Origin of the sequence: uncultured Acetatifactor sp., from assembly GCF_948601915.1 — a bacterium.
Taxonomy (GTDB): domain Bacteria; phylum Bacillota; class Clostridia; order Lachnospirales; family Lachnospiraceae; genus Acetatifactor.
The window spans coordinates 3,562-21,728 of record NZ_CAPDXS010000089.1; the positions used below are offsets into that span (position 1 = coordinate 3,562).

An 18,167-nucleotide genomic window follows, 5' to 3' on the forward strand; every position below is an offset into this window, starting at 1 on the left:
GGAGCTGCTGGAGCTGGCCGTGGCCAATCGCTGCAACTATATGTTCGAGGCCAGCGTGGCGGGCGGCATCCCGATCATCCGTACCATCAACAGCGCGCTGGCGGCGGACAGGGTGGAGGCGGTGACAGGCATCCTGAACGGCACCACCAACTTCATCCTGACCAAGATGGAAAAGGAAGGGGCGGACTACGGGGAGGTGCTGAAGCAGGCCCAGGAGCTGGGCTATGCGGAGCGCAACCCCGAGGCAGATGTGGAGGGGCTTGACGCAGGGCGCAAGATAGCCATACTGGCGGATATGCTCACCGGGAAGAACGTGGCCCCGGACAGGGTCATGACAGAGGGAATCACGAAGATATCCACGGCCGATTTCGCCTACGCCAGGGCGGCGGGCATGACGATCAAGCTTTTGGCCAGGTGCAGGGTCTTTGAGGACGGAAGCGTGAGCGCGATGGTGGCGCCTTTCATGCTTCCTGTGGAGCATCCCCTGGGAAGGGTGGACGATGTGTTCAACGGCGTACAGGTCACCTGCAGCATGCTGGGGGATGCCATGTTCGGAGGACAGGGCGCGGGCAAGCTTCCCACAGCTAGCGCGGTTGCTGCGGACGTGATGGACTGCGCCATGCATCCGGGCAGGACGGTGATGCACGGCTGGTCGTCGGAGGAGGCGGATGTTGTCGATGTGTCGCAGACGAAGAACCGGTTCTTCGTCCGGGCGAAGGCTTCGGGGCGGAAATGTCTGGAGGAAAGCTTTGCGGGATGCAGCTTCCTGCCGGAACAGGGCGGAGACGAGCTGGGGCTGTTCGTCCCGGCCATGAGGGAAAGCGAGTTCTTCGCGAAGTGCGCTGCGCTTGGGGACGTGGTTCTCAACAGGATACGCCTTGTGTGAGCAGGAGGCGGAAACAGGAATAGTCTCTCGGAATCTTTGGAGGCGGAATCCGGCATTTGAGTCGGACAGCACTTGGAACAGTGGGGGAATCGGCTCAGAGGAGCTTTAGAAAACCGCGTAATATGCGGCCTGGAGATTCCGAGAGGATATAGGAAGGACAGGGAGGAATGGAAGAGAATGTCTAAGGTGGTAAAATTTGGAGGAAGCTCCCTGGCGAGCGCCGAACAGTTCCGGAAGGTGGGAGACATTGTCCGCAGCGATGCGGAGAGGAGATATGTGGTGCCCTCTGCGCCGGGGAAGCGCTTCGACAAGGACAGCAAGGTGACGGATATGCTGTACGCCTGCTATGAGCTGGCGGAGGCCGGTAAGGATTTCAGGGAGGCGCTTGAGGCCATCCGGGCCAGGTATCGGGAGATTGTCAGCGGACTGGAGCTGTCGGTGGATCTGGACGGGGAGTTCGGCATCATAGAGAAGAATTTCCAGGCAAAGGCGGGCAGGGACTATGCGGCGTCCCGGGGCGAGTACCTGAACGGCATCATCATGGCGGCCTATCTGGATTTCGAGTTCGTGGACGCGGCGGAGGTCATCCGGTTCGATGGGAACGGAAGCTTCAACGCGGAGGAGACGAACAGGGTGCTGGCGGAGAGGCTTGGGGCATGCAGGTACGCGGTCATCCCCGGCTTCTACGGCGCGAAGCCGGACGGGGAGGTGAAGACCTTCTCCAGAGGCGGGTCGGACATCACCGGCTCCATCGTGGCCAAGGCTGTCCTGGCGGACGTATACGAGAACTGGACGGATGTGTCGGGCTTTTTCGTGACGGATCCCAGGATCATCGAGAATGCCAGGGGAATCGATGTGATTACATACAGGGAGCTGCGGGAGCTCTCCTACATGGGGGCAGGCGTCCTCCACGAGGAATCCATCTTCCCGGTGCGCCAGGAGAACATCCCCATCAATATCCGCAACACCAACTCCCCGGATGACAACGGGACGTGGATCGTGGGCAGCACCTGCCAGAAGTCGAAATATGTCATCACCGGCATCGCCGGGAAAAAGGGCTTCTGCAGCATCAATATCGAGAAGGACAAGATGAACTCTGAGATCGGCTTCGGCAGGAAGGTCCTGCAGACCTTTGAGGAGAACGGCATCTCCTTTGAGCATGTGCCCTCGGGAATCGACACCATGACGGTCTTCGTCCATCAGGACGAATTCATGCACAAGGAGCAGAAGGTGGTGGCCAGCCTGTACCGCACGGCGAAGCCGGATACCATCGAGATAGAGTCGGATCTGGCCCTGATCGCGGTAGTGGGGCGGGGCATGAAGGCCACGAGAGGGACGGCGGGCCGGATTTTTTCCGCGCTCTCCCATGCCAATGTGAACGTGAAGATGATCGACCAGGGCTCCTCGGAGCTGAACATCATCATCGGCGTGGCCAATGACGATTTCGAGACGGCCATTAAGGCAATTTACGATATTTTTGTGCTGACCAATCTATAAATTTTATGAGATTTGTAGAAATATCTGGAAAATCTGCGCAATGTGTTGACAGATGGGAAGAGAGGCAATATAATAAAGATGTCATCCTTCCATTGATGTACAGAAGAATTGAATTGCAGAAGGCTTTTATGTGCGAAAGAAACGAAATACAGAGGATGAAGTGGGAGAAAGCGAAGGAAATGGACGCAAGTTCATTTCCTTTCCTGATGTATGACCTTATAAAACCTGTAAGAGGGTACATATATTTGTAAGAGGGGCAGATGGACAGCAGAGAACAGCAGGACAGACGGGAAGCAAGGAGAAAAAAGAGGCTCAGGAGCCAGATTATGGTATATACGGTATTTCTGCTTGTGATCCTGGCTCTGGGTACGGGAATCGGATACGGCGTGTACGCCCTGGCGAACGGCAGAAAGGCGGCGGAGGAGAAAGAGCAGGACAATCAGGAGCTGATCGAGGAGATGCTGGCCACGGAGGAGAGCCTCCCTTCCGTAGAGCCTACGCCGGAGCCCACCCCGGAGCCGACGCCGGAGGTGGTGGAGCCTACCTGGGAGGAGAAGCTGGACGCATACGTGGACGAACGGATCGCGCAGATGCCCCTGGAGGACAAGGTGGCGGGGCTGTTCGTGGTAAGGCCGGAGGCGATTACAGGGGTAGGGACCGCGGTACAGGCCGGAGACGGCACTAGGCAGGCGCTGGAGGCGAACCCTGTAGGAGGGCTCATCTATTTCGACCAGAACATACAGTCGGAGGCTCAGCTTAAGGAGATGCTGGAGAATACGGCCCGGTACGCGAAATATCCCCTGTTCCTGGCGGTGGACGAAGAGGGCGGCACAGTCTCCAGAATAGGCTCCTCCATCGGCCCGAAGACGGACAGCGCCGGAGCCATCGGGGAGACCGGGAATCCTGAGAACGCCTATCAGGCAGGGGCGGCCATGGGGACTGCGCTGTACGGACTGGGATTCAACGTTGACTTCGCGCCGGTGGCTGATTTGGCCAATGTGGAGGGCAGCATCATGGAAGGGCGGGCCTATGGCTCCGATGTGTCCGTGGTGTCCAGCTTTGTGAACGCCATGGTGCGGGGGCTTCAGGAGCAGAAGGTATCAGCCTGCCTGAAGCATTTTCCGGGCATGGGCAGCGCCACGGAGGACACCCATGACGGAAAGGTATCCACCGACAGGACCGCGGAGCAGTTCTGGGCGGAGGAGCTGGCCGTGTTCCAGGCGGGGATCAATGAGGGCGCGGACATGGTGATGGTCAGCCATATGGCCGCGTCTGCGCTTACGGGCGACAATGAGCCCAGCATCTTCTCCCAGACGCTGGTGACCGGCATCCTGCGGGAGCAGATGGGCTTCCAGGGAGTGATTATCACGGATGCCCTGGATATGGGGGCCATCTCCCAGTATTACGCCGCGGACGAAGCTTCCATCATGGCTGTGCTTGCAGGCTGCGACATGCTCCTGATGCCGGAGGATTATGAAAAAGCATACACGGGCGTACTGGAGGCCGTCAGGAGCGGTAATATTGACGAGGAGCGCATCAATGACTCCCTGCGGCGGATATACCGCATCAAATACGCTGACATGGTACAGTGACAGCGGCCAGAAAGCTGGAGGGTAGTATCTTGGAAGAAAAGGAAATTTCACAGGCCGTCATCGGACGCCTGCCCAGATATTTCCGCTATCTGGGAGAGCTTAAGGATGACGGCGTGGAGCGGATATCGTCCCAGGACTTAAGCGCGCTGATGAAGGTGACGGCTTCCCAGATCCGGCAGGATCTCAACAATTTCGGAGGCTTCGGCCAGCAGGGCTACGGCTACAATGTGGAGTATCTCTACGATGAGATCGGGAAGATTCTGGGGCTGGACAGACAGCATAAGTTCGTCATCATCGGCGCGGGGAACCTGGGGCGCGCGCTGGGCAATTACATCAATTTCGAGAGGCGGGGGTTCATCTTCCGGGGAATGTTCGACCAGAATCCGGATCTGGTGGGCAGCCAGGTGCGGGGGGTCAGGGTCATGCCCATGGAAGAGCTGGAGCGGTTCATCCAGGAGAACGACATCGACATCGCCGTGCTGACCATCCCCAAGACCAGTGCGGTGCCCGTGGCGGAGCGTCTTGCGAAGACGGACATCCGGGCCATCTGGAATTTCGCCCATGTGGACTTGAACCTGCCGGAGCGGATTCAGGTGGAGAATGTCCATCTGTCGGACAGCCTGATGAAGCTGTCTTATAACATCAGCAGGTATCAGATGGAGGAAGGTCAGGATGGCAGGCTGACATTGGGAGGTGTATAGAGGGCTATGAAGCATGAGGAGGACGGAAGCCGGCGCGAGCTTTTCGTGCAGGCGCTGGAGGGGAAGCGCATACCGGTTCTGACGCTGGACAATAAATGGTATCAGCTTCTGGACGAAGAGGCCAGGAAGGATGTGGCCCAGCTGGAGGGGGAGCTGAACGGGCTTCTCAAGCAGCAGGGAAAGCTGAACAACGAGGTAAAGGAGATCAAGCGGCTGAAGAAGCGCCTGATGGAGGAAATCGTGTCCCTGATGGGGGAAGAGGAGCAGGGCGAGGACTCGGAGAATGCTCAGAAATCGGAGCAGAACAGGCGCCTGGTGGAAGAATGCAATGAGAAGCTGGAGGCCTGCCAGGATCAGCTTTTGGATCTGCCCAGGGAGATTGAGCGGGCGAATTTCCAGCTTATGCTGGCCACCATGGACTGCTGCTACGACAGCATGGCGGAAAACAGCGCGGTGATACGGGAAACCGAAGAATGGGTGGCGGAAATCCGTGTAGAACTGAAGAAGCGCCTGGTCAGGAAGCAGGAGCTGGAGCGGCATAACCATGCCATCTACAACTATATGCACGATGTGTTCGGGGCCGAGGTGGTGGATATCTTCGACATGCACCATGATCTGGACGGCCAGGAAATGTGACACGGCAGAGAAAGAGATTTGGGAAAGGGACGGACTGATTGCGGCAGAAGGGGCAACAGTCTGTTTTTGGTGCATGGGAAATGAGATATCTGGTATCGGCGTCTGAGATGAGGGAATATGACAGCAATACCATAGAAAGGATCGGGATACCGGCATGCGTCCTGATGGAACGGGCTGCGTTGGCGGCGGTGGAGGCCATCGAGGAGTTCTGCGCCGGGGGAGGCAGGGCGATGCCTGTGCTGGTCATGGCCGGAATGGGGAACAATGGCGGCGACGGGCTGGCGGTGGCCAGGCTTTTGTGCGAGAAGGGCTACCGGGTGGAGGTATGGACGGTAGGGGACAGGGAGCGGGCTTCCGGGCAGTGGAAGCAGCAGATGGGGATTCTGGAGAACTATCCCGTGGAATACAGCCTGCAGCCACAGCGGCGGGAGTACGGGGTTTTGGTGGATGCCCTGTTCGGCGTGGGGCTGTCCAGAGCGGTGGAAGGCTCATACGCGGAGGCCATAGAGGCGTTCCGGGGCCTTTCGGGCTGGCGGCTCTCCATCGACATGCCCAGCGGCATAGACACGGACACGGGAGAAGTCCTGGGCTGCGCCGTGGCGGCGGATCTGACGGTGACCTTTGGCTTCTGCAAGAGAGGGCTGGCGCTGTATCCGGGATGCGAATATGCCGGGGAAGTGAGGACCGCGGACATCGGCATCTCCGGGAGGAGCTTCTTCGGGAGAAAGCCCGGGATGTATGCCTATGACGAGGATGTCTCTGCCCTTCTGCCGAAGCGCGAAGGCGGAGGGAACAAAGCCACCTTCGGGAAAGTATTGCTGGCGGCGGGCAGCGTGAACATGGCAGGAGCCGCGGTGCTGGCGGCACGGGCCGCATACCGGGCGGGGGCGGGCATGGTGAAGGTCATCACCCCGCCTGAGAACCGGATTATCCTGCAGCAGGCCGTGCCGGAGGCGCTTCTGGGGACCTGCGACGACCTGGAAGCAGGGCTGGAATGGGCGGACGTGGCAGCCGTGGGGCCTGGGCTTGGGAAAAGCCGGGAGGCGCTGCGCTGCCTGGAGCGGACGGTCCGGCAGGGCGGGAAGCCGCTGCTGGTGGACGCGGACGGGCTGAACCTCCTCTCGGAGCAGCCGGAGCTTCAGGCGCTTCTGGCCGAACAGGGGCGGCAGGGGCGAACCATTGTGCTGACGCCCCATGTGGGGGAGCTGGCCAGGCTCCTGGGCTGCTCCATCCCGGAATGCAAGAGGGATCTGCCTGCCGCGGGCGGCGCTCTGGCGGCAAGGCTGAAGGCGGTGGTGGCGGCAAAGGACGCGCGCACCTTCCTCTGTCAGGAGGGGCACGGAACCTGCGTGAACTTAAACGGGAACAGCGGCATGGCCACGGCGGGGAGCGGGGACGTGCTGGCCGGAACCATAGCGGCGCTGCTGGCCCAGGGCATGGAGGGCTTTGAGGCCGCCGCCGTGGGCGCGTATGTCCATGGCAGGGCGGGAGACCTGGTGGCGGCGCGGATCGGCCCCTATGCCTGCACGGCAGGGGATATGGCGGAAGCCGTTGCCTGCCTGACCGGTGGGGAAGGCCGGAAGCTGTCCTGAAAAGAAGCGGGGGCCTCTTCTCTTCCCGGCAGGGAGCGCGGCGGCCACGGCGGCCCGTGGGCTGCGGCAGGGAGGCGGCGGAGGCGGACAGGGAAAATGCTGAGAGACAGATGGAAACTTTTCGCGGATTTCCCCATATGATAAAGGGGGAGGGGTGGCCACGATGATTTATACGGAAAATGGCAGAATCGTCCAAATCGTCTGAATAGCCCGTCAGAATATGGCAATACTATCCTACAAATACAGGAAGTGCTGATTCCCGCCAGAGCAGACGGCGGGGATGGATTTGGAGGAAGAATGAGACGAGGAGATGTATATTATGCGGATTTGAGGCCGGTGATCGGTTCGGAGCAGGGAGGGATCAGGCCGGTGCTGATCGTACAGAATGACGTGGGCAACAAGCACAGCCCTACGGTCATCTGCGCCGCGATCACCTCTAAGATGAACAAGGCGAAGCTGCCTACCCATATCGAGCTGAATTCCGCGGTGTACGACATGGATAAGGATTCCGTGGTCCTGCTGGAGCAGCTGCGCACGATCGACAAGAAGCGACTGAAAGATAAGGTATGCCACCTGGACGGAGAAATCATGCGGAGAGTGGACAGGGCCCTGATGGTCAGCCTGGAGCTGGATACATAGAGAAGGGCGACGGATGCGGGACGATTCTTGACGGACGCAAGCAATCCTTGACGGACGCAACCCGGTTCTTGACGAACGCAAGCAATCCTTGACGAACGCAACCCGGTTCTTGACGAACCGGCTGATAAATGGTATATTTTACCACAGAGAAAAAACTTTTTTGGAGGAAAGGATCAAAATGGACGACGGTGGACCTACTGCCAGTATTATCTTTTACGGAGTATTTCTGTTGATTGACATGTTCTTCTACGGATTCGGTGCGGCGGTGAAATCTCTGAACGAGAAAGAGATTGAAAGGAGGGCCGAGGAGAACAGGGAAGGCGGGCGTTCCCGGGACAGAAAGGCGATCAGGCTCCTGGCCATCATCGGCAATCCTGCGGAGTATGAAAATACCGTGCAGCTGATTACGACGCTGATCAATATCCTCATCGGCACGGTGCATCTGAGACTGTTGCTGAAGAGCCTGTCGGGAGGTCTGCAGCACCTGACGGAGAGGCAGCTGCATCTGGAGGGGAATCCGGCGGGCATCATCGTGGCAGCGGCGTGGGCGCTGTCCGCGTTCCTGCTTCTGTACATAACACTTACGCTGGGTGTCCTGCTGCCCAAGAGGCTGGGGGCCAGGGCACCGGAAAAGTGGGCGTATGCCTGCGTCACGCCCATATACTTCGTGACGAAGCTCCTCTCCCCGTTCATCGGGCTGGTGAATCTGACCACCAGCGGGATACTGCGCCTGTTCGGCATAAAGGGGAAGGTGAACGAGTCTGATGTCACAGAGGAGGAAATCATCCACATGGTCAACGAGGGCCATGAGCAGGGCCTGATCCAGGCCAGCGAGGCGGAGATGATTTCCAATATCTTCGAATTCGGGGACAAGGAAGCCCAGGACATCATGACCCACAGGAAGAACATCGTCGCCATCAGCGCGGACACGCTTCTGGAGGATGCCATCACCTTCATGATGGAAGGGAAGAACAGCCGCTATCCGGTCTATGAGGAGAACATCGACAATATCATCGGGATCCTGCATCTGAAGGACGCCATGCGCTTCCATAAGGGAGCGGGGAAGCTGAGCCGTCCCCTGAAGGAGCTGGAGGATCTGATGCGCGATCCGGTCTTCGTCCCCCAGACCAAGAACATCGATGAGCTCTTCCGGCAGATGCAGGCCGGGAAGCAGCAGATGGTCATCGTAGTGGACGAATACGGCCAGACGGATGGGCTGGTGGCCATGGAGGACATCCTGGAGGAAATCGTGGGCAATATCCTGGACGAGTACGATGAAATCACGGAGCATATCGAGGAAAAGGGAGAAGACGAATATGTCATCGACGGAAGGACGCCCCTGGAGGAGCTGGAGGAACGATTCGGCATCCCCTTTGAGGACGAGGAGTTCGACACGCTTAACGGCTTCCTGATTTCCAGGCTGGACAGGATACCGGAACCGGACGAGGAGTTCGATGTGGATTACGGAGGCTTCAATTTCAAGATCCTCAGCGTGGAGCGGAATATGATTCAGAGCGTGCTGGTCAGGAGGCTGCCGGAGGAGGATTCAGCGCTTGAAGAAAGCGATGAAAAATGATATGATAGTACATGGCCGGGGACGAGGCCGAAATAGAAGATAAAATCAGGATAAAAGGAGAGAATATATGTCAGGACATTCAAAATTCGCCAACATAAAGCACAAGAAGGAGAAGAACGATGCCGCGAAAGGCAAGATTTTCACCATCATCGGCAGGGAGATCGCTGTGGCGGTGAAGGAGGGCGGCCCGGATCCGAACAATAATTTCAAGCTCGCCACCGTAGTGGCCAAGGCAAAGGCCAACAACATGCCCAATGACACGATTGAGAGGGGCATCAAGAAGGCCGCCGGGGACGTGGGCAATGTGAACTACGAGTATGTCACCTATGAGGGCTACGGGCCTAACGGCATCGCGATCATCGTGGACGCGCTGACCGACAATAAGAACCGCACGGCTGCCAATGTGCGCAGCGCCTTCACCAAGGGCCAGGGCAACATCGGCACGCCCGGCTGCGTCTCTTTCATGTTCGACAAGAAGGGCCAGATCATCATCGATAAGGAAGAGTGCGAGATGGAAGCGGACGACCTGATGATGACGGCGCTGGATGCTGGTGCGGAGGATTTTAATGAGGAGGAGGACAGCTTCGAGGTGCTGACGGATCCGGACAGCTTCGAGGAGGTGCGGAAGACCCTGGAGGATCAGGGAATCCCCATGATGAGCGCAGAGGTCACCATGATTCCGCAGAACTATGTGGCGCTGACGGACGAGGGCGCGGTGAAGAGCCTGCAGAGGATACTGGACCTCCTGGACGATGACGATGATGTGCAGGCGGTGTACCATAACTGGGATGAATAAGACAAACGGTACTTCGTGAGGAACTTGACGCTCCGGAGGAGACTGCATTCCGGAGCGGGAAGGCCGGAGGAAAGGGATATATATGGACAGGTTGGCTATCGTAGTTCCCTGCTATAACGAGGAAGAGGTGCTGAAGCTGGCTTCCAAGGCGCTGCGGGACGTACTGGAGGATTTGGTTCAGAAGGGGAAGGTTGCAGAGGACAGCTTCATCCTTTTCGTGAACGACGGCAGCAGGGACCGCACATGGGAGCTGATTGAGGAAGAGCATGCCGCTTATCCTGTCAGGGTGCGGGGCGTGAAGCTTGCCGGAAATGTGGGGCATCAGTTCGCGCTGACGGCAGGCCTGATAACCGCCAAGGATATGAGCGATGTGACCATTTCCATCGATGCGGACCTGCAGGATGACGTAGATGTCATCGAGGAGATGGTGGACAAGTTCCACGCCGGAAACGATATCGTGTACGGAGTCAGGAAGGAGCGCAGGACAGATACATTCTTCAAGCGCACCTCCGCACAGGCTTTCTATAAGCTGATGCACCTCATGGGGGTGAAGACCGTATATAACCACGCGGATTTCCGGCTGATGTCCCGGCGGGCGGTGGAGGAGTTCTCCAAATATAAGGAGACGAACCTGTTCCTGCGGGGGATGATGCCCCTGATCGGCTACCGGACGGACAGCGTGTACTATGACCGCAAGGAGCGGGCGGCAGGGGAATCCAAATACCCCCTCAAGAAGATGCTGGCGCTGGCCTTCAACGGCATCTCGTCCTTCAGCGTGAAGCCGATCAGCCTGATACTGAGCCTGGGCCTGTTCGTCATCTTCATATCGGTCATCATGCTGATCTACGCGCTGTTCTCTTATTTCTCCGGGCATGTGGTGCCAGGGTGGACTTCCCTGATCGTCTCCGTCTGGTTCCTGGGAGGACTGCAGCTCTTGGCCATCGGCATGGTGGGCCTGTACATCGGGAAGATATACATGGAGGTAAAGCAGAGGCCCCGCTACAATATTGAAAAGATTCTGTCCGGGGAGGAGCTTCCCTCCGGACAGGACGGATCGACCAGGGGAGAAGACCGGTAGAATCGGAAAGGGAATGATGAGCTGGAAGAAGAACGCGATTAGTTATCTGATATGGTTCCTGTATACGATCATGACCGGAACGGTGCTGCTGGCCCTGGCCACGGAAGCCGGAAAAGCCGCCGGGCTCGAGGACTATACGGGCATCCTCATCATGGCGGCATCTGTGGCCGTGGCAGGCGTGGCGGCTTTTTTGCTGCACCGGTTTGCGGTGAGCCGTGCGTCCTTTGCGGAGGAGAAGGGAGTGCATCTCACAGTGCTGGGTGCGCTGCTTGCAATGGGGATGCTGGCAGCCGGGTTCCTCCTCAGGCTGCAGGGCGCCGGCGGCGTGGATTGTTCTTCTTCTGCATACTATGAGGCGGCAAGGGTGACTGAGGGGCAGAGCATCCCCCAGTCGGTGCACGGTGCCGTCTACTTTTATGTCTGGCTCCTGCACGGCGTATTCCGTCTGCTGGGCAATTACGCGTCTGCCGGGATCTGGGTACAGATCGTGCTGCAGCTCGCCGCCTCCTTCCTTCTGTTCCTTGTGGTCAGGAAGCTGGCGGGCTTCATGGCCGGGCTGGTGGTGCTGGGCTTTTGCATGTGCGCGCCTTACATGGTGGCCAGTTGCCTGGTATTGTCGCCGGATATGCTGTACTTTTTCCTCCTGACGGTGGCCGTGTCCCTGATGACAGTGGGGTACGGCGACAGAAAAACGGGGGAGGAGAGGGAAGCCCGGGGGCTGAATCCGGCTGCAGGCTTTTTTGCGGGCGCTGCTGCGGCGCTGTGCTGTTATGTGGACATCCTGGGAATCTTGCTGCTGCTGGTGGCGTTTGGCGGGATTTTCCGCTACAGGGAGGATGTGGTGGCACCGGGGCGGAAAGCCGCGGCGGCTCTGCTGTGCGCGGCGGGAGCGATACTGGGCTTTGGCGTCTGCATCCTTCTGGACGCCGCCTTCAGCGGGAAGGCTGTCCCAAGGGTGGCCGCGGCATGGCTTTCCCTGTACCGGCCATCGGGATTTCAGCTGCCGGCCGGGGTGGGCGTGTCCGGTTCCGTGGCGGAGAGCTGCCTACTGTTCGGAATCATGGCTCTTGGCATATTCAGCTTCTGGTTCGACAAAAGGAAGGAGCGGATTTCGCTGGCGGTGCTGGCTGCCTGGGGCATCATGGCTGCAGGCTGCTTCGGAATCTTCACGGATGAGATGCCGGGATTCTTATTCCTGTACCTGAGCCTCGTCCTGCTGGCGGGCATGGGGTTCGGGCAATGCTTTTACGCGGAGCCCGCAGCGCAGGAGAGGAAGGAGCCCGCGGCGGCAGAGCAGCCGGACTGGGAGATCCTGATGGAAGCCAGGGACGGGGCGGAAGCGGGGCAGGGGCCGGAGCAGGCGCGAGGAGGGCCGGAACCGGAGAGAGCGGAATCCGGCCAGCCGGGGCAGAGGCAGCCTGCGGAAGCCGCTAAAGAGGCTGCACAGGCAGACAGACAGGTACGGTTCCTGGAGAATCCCCTGCCCCTGCCGAAGAAGCATGTGAAGCGGGTGATGGATTATTCCCTGCCCTCCGGGGCGCAGGATGACGACTTCGATTATCCGGTGGCGGAGGGGGATGATTTTGATGTTTAGGGCGCGGCGTTCGGCGTATATGGAGTGCCGTGCAGGATACAAGGGCGGGTGACGGGCATCATCCGCCCTGTGCTGTTTTCCGGTATTGCTGGGGCGAAAGGCCGGTTTCCCGCTTAAAGATGGCGGAAAACTGCGCTGAATTGGAGAAGCCGCAGCGGTAGGCGATGTCCGTGCAGCTGACGCTCCCCTCTGTCAACATGACTTTCGCGGCCTGGATGCGCCTGCGGATCAGAAACTGCTGAGGGGAGAGGCCTGTGATGTCCTTGAAATAGTGCTGGAAATAGTCGTATGAGAAATTCAGTTGTCCGGCAAGATTTTTAAACAGAATCTTGCTGTGATAATTGTCGGATATATAATTGATGATATATTCGAAGTTTTTGCTCTGTTTCCGTGTCCGTCCAGTATCGTCCAGACGTTGTATTGTGATGAACAGTTCGTTCAGTTTGATTTCTATCATTTCCTTGTAAGAGATATCCTGCTGGATGGTCTCCTGGAAAATATCTTTGACAATCCGGTATATAGTTTCCTGTTTATCGGCGAATATTCCGGTGGGCAGTTTTTCTGCTGTCTGAATACGTACAAAAATCAATTCACAATCAGCATAGTGCTGTTCGTCATGTTCCACATAGGGCGGAATCAGGATGAACGTATTGGATGAAAAGGTATGTTTCTCACCACTGATTTGTGTAATTCCATTGCCATATCGGTAATAAATCAGTTCATATTGCGCATGCTGTTCCATGGGGACATGGAGTCCGCTTTTATGGGAACAGGAAATAGCAGTTACTAATTGAAGGTTTTTCATAGATTTCTCCTATTTTTCATCATGTAGAAAGCCTGTTTTATCTGTTGAAAGGAAAAATATTTTCCTTTTTGTGAAAATGAAGTTAAAAACTCTAAAATCATTCCCCTTTTTGTTAATCATATACTATGGGAATGAAATTTGCAAGTAAATATTGGTTGCAATATACAACCAATTAATATAAAAACAGAACCAACATGCTATATTTTAGCTGTGCATGTGGTTGTATAATCGAGATATCTCCATTGCACTACAATATTGAAGAAGAGGGAAATAGATTATGGGAACGAAGAATATAATCATTGACACGGATATCGGACCCGACTGTGACGATGTGGGAGCATTGGCCATGCTGAATATCTATGCCAATCAGGGCTTATGTCGTATCCTTGGGGTTTCGCACTGTACATCGAATCCCTATGGAGCGGGGACCATAGATGTCATCAACCGCTACTATGGGCGGCCGGACGTAGCGATAGGCACTTATTATGGGGAGGGATTCCTGACAGACGAAATCTGTATGAGGTACAACCGCTTCATCACGACGCATTTCCCCAACCGCTACCAGTCAGAGCAGCCGCAGGAAGCAGTGGGCATGTACCGCAGCATTCTGGCGGCGCAGCCGGACGGGAGCGTGGAATTCATCGGCATAGGCCCCATGAACAATCTATCCAATCTGCTGAATTCCGGATCCGATCGATTTTCGGATTTGGATGGCAGAGAGCTGGTGAGGAGGAAGGTGTCAAGGCTGACGATGATGGCCGGGGCTTTCCGATGTTCCTCCAAAGCGGTGGCAGACAGGGCGGAACGGATTGGCAATGGGAAAATAGAGGATATGGCGGAATTCAATGTGGCCTGCGATATCCCGGCGGCGCAGAACGTGGCGGCAAACTGGCCGACGCCCAAAGCTTACCTTGGCTTTGAGGCAGGGCTGATCATGACCGGCAAAAGCCTTATGGTTCTGGCACCGGAGAACCATCCTGTGCGTTTGGCCTATAAGCTGCATGGACTTTCTGAGAGCGGGGAGCGTTATAGCTGGGATTTGCTGACGGTGGAATACGCAGTGGTGGAGGGCTGCCGCCATTTCAGGGAATCGGCCCGGGGATATGTGCGGTTCGACGACATGGGCAGAACGATATGGAGGCTGGATGAAGGGGGAACGGATTGCTATTTGGAGCTTGCCCTGGCGGAGGAACATATCATAGAGGACATCAATGCCCTGCTTATCACACCGCCCCGACAGACATGCCGGATGGCAGCTGTACGGTGAAGACAAGGATATTGCAGATGGGACAGAATCTCAGCTGTTTTATCAATAGACTGCTGACAGACATAGCATATAAGCGAAGGAGGAAGAAGGATGAAGAGGAAAGTTTTGGGTAATCTTGTGGCAATCGTGCTTGTGGCCGGAATGTTGGCCGGATGCGGCGGCAGCCCTGCTTCTGAGAGCAGTGTTGAGGGCAGTTCCGGGGGAGCGGAGGGCACACAGGATACCGGGGAGAGCGAGGAGAGCACGGCGGAAGATGCGACAGACCTCTCGGGGCTTTCGTTCGGGCCCTACGGGTGGCCGGTGGCTGCGGATTTGGATTACAGCCAGCCCTACAATAAGAGATTCGACGGTATGGAATTTACGAGGATTGTCAATACAGGAGCCGCCGAGCTGCCTGAGGGGATGGATGTGGATAATAATTCGTTCACCTGGCTCTTCGAATCCGTGACCGGCATGAAGCCGAAGGCAATGTGGGAGGCCAGCGGAGACGCCTATTCCCAGAAGCAGAACCAGGCAATCGCCAGCGGAGAGATTCCGGATTTGATGAAAGTCGGCATGACCCAATATTATATGTTGGTGAAATCGGGCCTGGTTGCCGATTTGACAGATGAACTGCGCAGCGGCAACCATCCCACCATACAGAGCATGTATGAAGCCGGTGGCGGTGCGGCCCTTGATATCCTGGAAGTGGATGGCCGGATATACGGAATACCACAGGTGAATGCACAGTTTGACGGATCTCCGCTGATTTGGATTCGCAAGGACTGGATGGAGAAGCTGAATTTGGAGGCCCCAAAGAACCTGGCGGATTTGGAGGTGATTGCCAAAGCTTTCATGGAAGAGGATCCTGACGGAAACGGACAGAAGGATACTTATGGCATTCCGATCCGGACAAACTTCAACGCATCCTATGGCGGGGACGGCAATGTATGCGACATCTTCCTGAATGTAGGAGGCGCCGCACCCGGAATCTGGCAGAAAGAAGAGGACGGCTCTGTGATTTACGGCTCTCTGATGGATGGGGCGAAGGAGGCGCTGACCCTCCTGAACAGTTGGTATGAGCAGGGGATCATTCCCGCAGACTTTGCTACCTGGGATGGGGATGCTCTGAATCAGGCGCTTGGAGACGATAAGGCGGGCATAGTGTTCTCGCCCTGGTGGGGAACGTGGAGCGCCATGAACAACAATATCAATCTGAACAACAGTTCGGAGTGGGCCGCTTATATGCTTCCGGAGGAGGAAGGCGGGGAAATTCGTTCCGCAGCGGGTAATCCGGTGACAAGCATATTCGTGGTGCGCAAGGATTTCGAAGATCCGTCTGCCTTTGTATACGCATATGATATGTGGTGTTCCGCAGGCCATATCCCGAACTATGAAGGATATGTGGAGGTCAACAATGCCTATAACATCATGAATGAGAGCGTTCCGGGGAATGCCTATATGCTGCCCATTGAGACGATTTTAAATAAGGTGGTCGGCACTGGTGAAATGACCGAGGAGAGCCAGGTAAAGGAATACTGCAAGAGTGAAGCGGGCGTTGCGCTGGACTGGGTCGTGGAAGGCGCTTTCAAGGGAAAGGCGGTATATGATGCCCTGCAGGCGGGCGGGAATGCCAGGGAGGCTGTCTTTGAGGGCATAGACGCCACCACCACTTACCAGCAGTACATGCAATGGTGGGAGGGGCCCAGCGCCTTGGTAAGCGGAGATCCCATACCTGTTACCACAGTATTCCAGGGCAGTACGGAAGGCATGGAGCTGTATGGCAGTTTCCTGGGGACGCTGGAGAATGAGGCATATGTAAATATGATCATGGGCAATACAGACGGCATGTCTATCTCAGACTATTTCGATGCGTTTGTGGAATCTTATCTGGAGCAGGGAGGCGAAGCCATTACGGCAGAGGTTCAGGAAATCATTGGCGGATGACGAAGGGGCCATTGCCTGACCGGCGGGGTTGACCGGATGCCGAGCCATGGAGAACTGTGGCCCGGCATCCCCTTGCTTTCTGTTGTGTGTCTCAGGGAAATCAGGAGGAAAAATGGATAAAAAACGCAAAAAGCTTAGAATATCGGACAAGCTGCACTATTGGCTCATGGTCCTGCCCGCAGTGGTTCTGGTATTCCTGTTCAATACAAGGACCTGGCCGGGCATTCTGGCGGCCTTTCAGGATTTTATCCCGGTCAGGGGATGGTATGGCTCCAAATGGGTGGGGCTCCGCAATTTCAGGATTTTCTTCATGCAGCCCAACTGCTGGCAGATTATCCAGAATACATTGGTGATGGCCATTGGCAAGATTGTGGGAGTCCAGTTCCTTGCGATTGTATTCGCTCTGATGATAAATGAAGTGCGTAATTCCAAGTTGAAGAGATTCATACAGACATTCACCTATCTGCCGCATTTCATATCCTGGGTCATATTTGCCACGATTCTGCGGTCGATTCTGGGAACGGACGGGCTGATGAACCAGATACTGGCGAACCTCGGCAGAGAGAGCTATTCCTTCCTGGGCACACCGTCCATCTTCCAGCCCCTGATGATCGTCACGGAGATGCTGAAGGAATTCGGCTGGAGCGCCATCATCTATTTGTCGGCATTGACAGGCATCGACCCGGGGCTCTATGAGGCAGCGGAGATAGACGGGGCTACCAGGTGGAGACAGACTGTCCATGTGACACTTCCCGGCATCCGGTACATCATCGTGCTGAATGGCGTGCTGAGCCTGGGAGGCATCTTAAACGGCGGCTTTGACCAGATTTTCAATATGTACAATACGCTTGTCATGTCCACGGCGGACATCATTGACACCTGGGTGTACCGTCAGGGAATCCTTTCCCTGAACTATGGCGTGGGTACGGCAGTGGGCCTGTTCAAGAGCGCGATAGCCATGGTACTGACAGTATTTGCCTACTGGGCGGCTGACAGATTTGCCGATTACAAGATTTTCTGAGGAAGGAGGGGTATTCGGAATATGAAGAAGAAAATGACGGTAAGCCATATTATTATAGTAGTCGTGCTGATATTGATGGCGCTGATATGCCTGTATCCCATGTGGTATACCCTTATCTGCTCCGTCAGCGACAGGGCTTATGTGGAAGGCGGCAGGGTCTGGCTGGTGCCGAAGGGCCTGAATCTGGCTTCCTACAGGCGGATTCTGAAAGATGATACCTTCTTTGCCTCTTTCTTCGTCTCTGTGAAGCGGGTAACCGTGGGATGTACATTGAACCTGCTGCTCCTGGTGCTGACAGCGTATCCCCTGTGCCTTCCCCAGAGGCGGTTCCCGGCGGGGAAATATCTGAAATGGTTCTTCATGGCGAACATGCTCTTTTCCGGCGGGATGATTCCGGCCTATGTGCTGATGCGGCAGTATGGCCTGTTCGATTCCTTCTGGTCCATGATACTGCCCGGCGCGGTGCCCCTCTGGAACATGATTCTGATGATTAATTTTTTCCGCAATGTCACTTATGAGCTGAACGAGTCTGCTACAATCGACGGGGCCAATCCCTAGATC

Annotated in this window: 16 protein-coding genes and 1 pseudogene (1 of these 17 running past the window's edge); 16 read left to right on the top strand and 1 reads right to left on the bottom strand. The window is 56.5% G+C overall.

Features of this window, described 5'->3' with window-relative positions:
* The 12 genes and pseudogenes from Q2B33_RS15235 to Q2B33_RS15290 all read left to right on the top strand — a co-directional run.
* Positions 1-886 (top strand): annotated as a pseudogene (locus Q2B33_RS15235) (homoserine dehydrogenase) (it extends 378 nt beyond the left edge of the window).
* A 177-nt stretch (positions 887-1,063) separates the two neighbouring features.
* Positions 1,064-2,383: an aspartate kinase gene (locus tag Q2B33_RS15240; RefSeq protein WP_300570928.1), complete on the top strand. Its 1,320-nt coding sequence runs from the start codon at positions 1,064-1,066 to the stop codon at positions 2,381-2,383.
* A gap of 5 nt (positions 2,384-2,388) precedes the next feature.
* A complete protein-coding gene (locus Q2B33_RS15245) occupies positions 2,389-2,634 on the top strand; it encodes a hypothetical protein (RefSeq protein ID WP_300788990.1) in 246 nt (81 codons plus the stop codon).
* A 9-nt stretch (positions 2,635-2,643) separates the two neighbouring features.
* Complete coding sequence (locus Q2B33_RS15250) at positions 2,644-3,975, top strand: glycoside hydrolase family 3 N-terminal domain-containing protein (RefSeq protein WP_300570926.1); 1,332 nt, start codon at positions 2,644-2,646, stop codon at positions 3,973-3,975.
* Positions 3,976-4,004: 29 nt separating this feature from the next.
* Entirely contained in the window at positions 4,005-4,676 is a 672-nt protein-coding gene (locus Q2B33_RS15255) for a redox-sensing transcriptional repressor Rex (RefSeq protein ID WP_296466417.1), read from the top strand.
* Positions 4,677-4,682: 6 nt separating this feature from the next.
* Entirely contained in the window at positions 4,683-5,312 is a 630-nt protein-coding gene (locus Q2B33_RS15260; RefSeq protein ID WP_300570894.1) for a hypothetical protein, read from the top strand.
* A gap of 80 nt (positions 5,313-5,392) precedes the next feature.
* Positions 5,393-6,904, top strand: coding sequence for an NAD(P)H-hydrate dehydratase (locus Q2B33_RS15265; protein WP_300570891.1), 1,512 nt, complete (start codon positions 5,393-5,395; stop codon positions 6,902-6,904).
* 297 nt (positions 6,905-7,201) lie between these two features.
* Positions 7,202-7,543 (top strand): type II toxin-antitoxin system PemK/MazF family toxin, encoded by a 342-nt coding sequence (locus Q2B33_RS15270; RefSeq protein WP_296466409.1) that lies wholly within the window; start codon positions 7,202-7,204, stop codon positions 7,541-7,543.
* A gap of 178 nt (positions 7,544-7,721) precedes the next feature.
* Entirely contained in the window at positions 7,722-9,119 is a 1,398-nt protein-coding gene (locus tag Q2B33_RS15275) for a hemolysin family protein (protein WP_300570886.1), read from the top strand.
* Positions 9,120-9,186: 67 nt separating this feature from the next.
* The gene (locus Q2B33_RS15280; protein WP_296472756.1) at positions 9,187-9,915 is read left to right on the top strand and encodes a YebC/PmpR family DNA-binding transcriptional regulator; all 729 of its coding nucleotides are present in this window, start codon (positions 9,187-9,189) and stop codon (positions 9,913-9,915) included.
* Between the two features lie 82 nt (positions 9,916-9,997).
* On the top strand, positions 9,998-10,993 hold the full coding sequence (locus Q2B33_RS15285; protein WP_300570881.1) for a glycosyltransferase family 2 protein: 996 nt from the start codon (positions 9,998-10,000) through the stop codon (positions 10,991-10,993).
* A gap of 13 nt (positions 10,994-11,006) precedes the next feature.
* Positions 11,007-12,587 carry a hypothetical protein gene (locus Q2B33_RS15290; RefSeq protein WP_300783117.1) on the top strand — a complete coding sequence of 527 codons (1,581 nt, stop codon included), beginning with the start codon at positions 11,007-11,009 and terminating at the stop codon, positions 12,585-12,587.
* 58 nt (positions 12,588-12,645) lie between these two features.
* Here Q2B33_RS15290 and Q2B33_RS15295 read toward each other — a convergent pair whose 3' ends face one another.
* Positions 12,646-13,044 carry an AraC family transcriptional regulator gene (locus Q2B33_RS15295; protein WP_300570875.1) on the bottom strand — a complete coding sequence of 133 codons (399 nt, stop codon included), beginning with the start codon at positions 13,042-13,044 and terminating at the stop codon, positions 12,646-12,648.
* Positions 13,045-13,669: 625 nt separating this feature from the next.
* Here Q2B33_RS15295 and Q2B33_RS15300 point away from each other — a divergent pair.
* The 4 genes from Q2B33_RS15300 to Q2B33_RS15315 all read left to right on the top strand — a co-directional run bounded on the left by Q2B33_RS15300 (position 13,670) and on the right by Q2B33_RS15315 (position 18,164).
* Entirely contained in the window at positions 13,670-14,659 is a 990-nt protein-coding gene (locus Q2B33_RS15300; protein WP_300570872.1) for a nucleoside hydrolase, read from the top strand.
* A 90-nt stretch (positions 14,660-14,749) separates the two neighbouring features.
* Positions 14,750-16,585, top strand: a complete 1,836-nt coding sequence (locus tag Q2B33_RS15305) for an extracellular solute-binding protein (RefSeq protein WP_300570869.1) — start codon at positions 14,750-14,752, stop codon at positions 16,583-16,585.
* Positions 16,586-16,697: 112 nt separating this feature from the next.
* Positions 16,698-17,606, top strand: coding sequence for a sugar ABC transporter permease (locus Q2B33_RS15310; protein ID WP_300570866.1), 909 nt, complete (start codon positions 16,698-16,700; stop codon positions 17,604-17,606).
* A gap of 21 nt (positions 17,607-17,627) precedes the next feature.
* Positions 17,628-18,164, top strand: a complete 537-nt coding sequence (locus Q2B33_RS15315) for a hypothetical protein (RefSeq protein ID WP_300822993.1) — start codon at positions 17,628-17,630, stop codon at positions 18,162-18,164.
* Positions 18,165-18,167: the final 3 nt, after the last annotated feature.

What these genes read in the sequence shown, in the direction of transcription:
- Q2B33_RS15295 (WP_300570875.1), bottom strand. Translation starts at nt 13,044, where the DNA reads ATGATAGAAATCAAACTGAACGAACTGTTCATCACAATACAACGTCTG.
- Q2B33_RS15310 (WP_300570866.1), top strand. Translation starts at nt 16,698, where the DNA reads ATGGATAAAAAACGCAAAAAGCTTAGAATATCGGACAAGCTGCACTAT.
- Q2B33_RS15280 (WP_296472756.1), top strand. Translation starts at nt 9,187, where the DNA reads ATGTCAGGACATTCAAAATTCGCCAACATAAAGCACAAGAAGGAGAAG.
- Q2B33_RS15275 (WP_300570886.1), top strand. Translation starts at nt 7,722, where the DNA reads ATGGACGACGGTGGACCTACTGCCAGTATTATCTTTTACGGAGTATTT.
- Q2B33_RS15250 (WP_300570926.1), top strand. Translation starts at nt 2,644, where the DNA reads ATGGACAGCAGAGAACAGCAGGACAGACGGGAAGCAAGGAGAAAAAAG.
- Q2B33_RS15270 (WP_296466409.1), top strand. Translation starts at nt 7,202, where the DNA reads ATGAGACGAGGAGATGTATATTATGCGGATTTGAGGCCGGTGATCGGT.
- Q2B33_RS15305 (WP_300570869.1), top strand. Translation starts at nt 14,750, where the DNA reads ATGAAGAGGAAAGTTTTGGGTAATCTTGTGGCAATCGTGCTTGTGGCC.
- Q2B33_RS15290 (WP_300783117.1), top strand. Translation starts at nt 11,007, where the DNA reads ATGATGAGCTGGAAGAAGAACGCGATTAGTTATCTGATATGGTTCCTG.
- Q2B33_RS15240 (WP_300570928.1), top strand. Translation starts at nt 1,064, where the DNA reads ATGTCTAAGGTGGTAAAATTTGGAGGAAGCTCCCTGGCGAGCGCCGAA.
- Q2B33_RS15300 (WP_300570872.1), top strand. Translation starts at nt 13,670, where the DNA reads ATGGGAACGAAGAATATAATCATTGACACGGATATCGGACCCGACTGT.
- Q2B33_RS15245 (WP_300788990.1), top strand. Translation starts at nt 2,389, where the DNA reads ATGAGATTTGTAGAAATATCTGGAAAATCTGCGCAATGTGTTGACAGA.
- Q2B33_RS15285 (WP_300570881.1), top strand. Translation starts at nt 9,998, where the DNA reads ATGGACAGGTTGGCTATCGTAGTTCCCTGCTATAACGAGGAAGAGGTG.
- Q2B33_RS15315 (WP_300822993.1), top strand. Translation starts at nt 17,628, where the DNA reads ATGAAGAAGAAAATGACGGTAAGCCATATTATTATAGTAGTCGTGCTG.
- Q2B33_RS15260 (WP_300570894.1), top strand. Translation starts at nt 4,683, where the DNA reads ATGAAGCATGAGGAGGACGGAAGCCGGCGCGAGCTTTTCGTGCAGGCG.
- Q2B33_RS15265 (WP_300570891.1), top strand. Translation starts at nt 5,393, where the DNA reads ATGAGATATCTGGTATCGGCGTCTGAGATGAGGGAATATGACAGCAAT.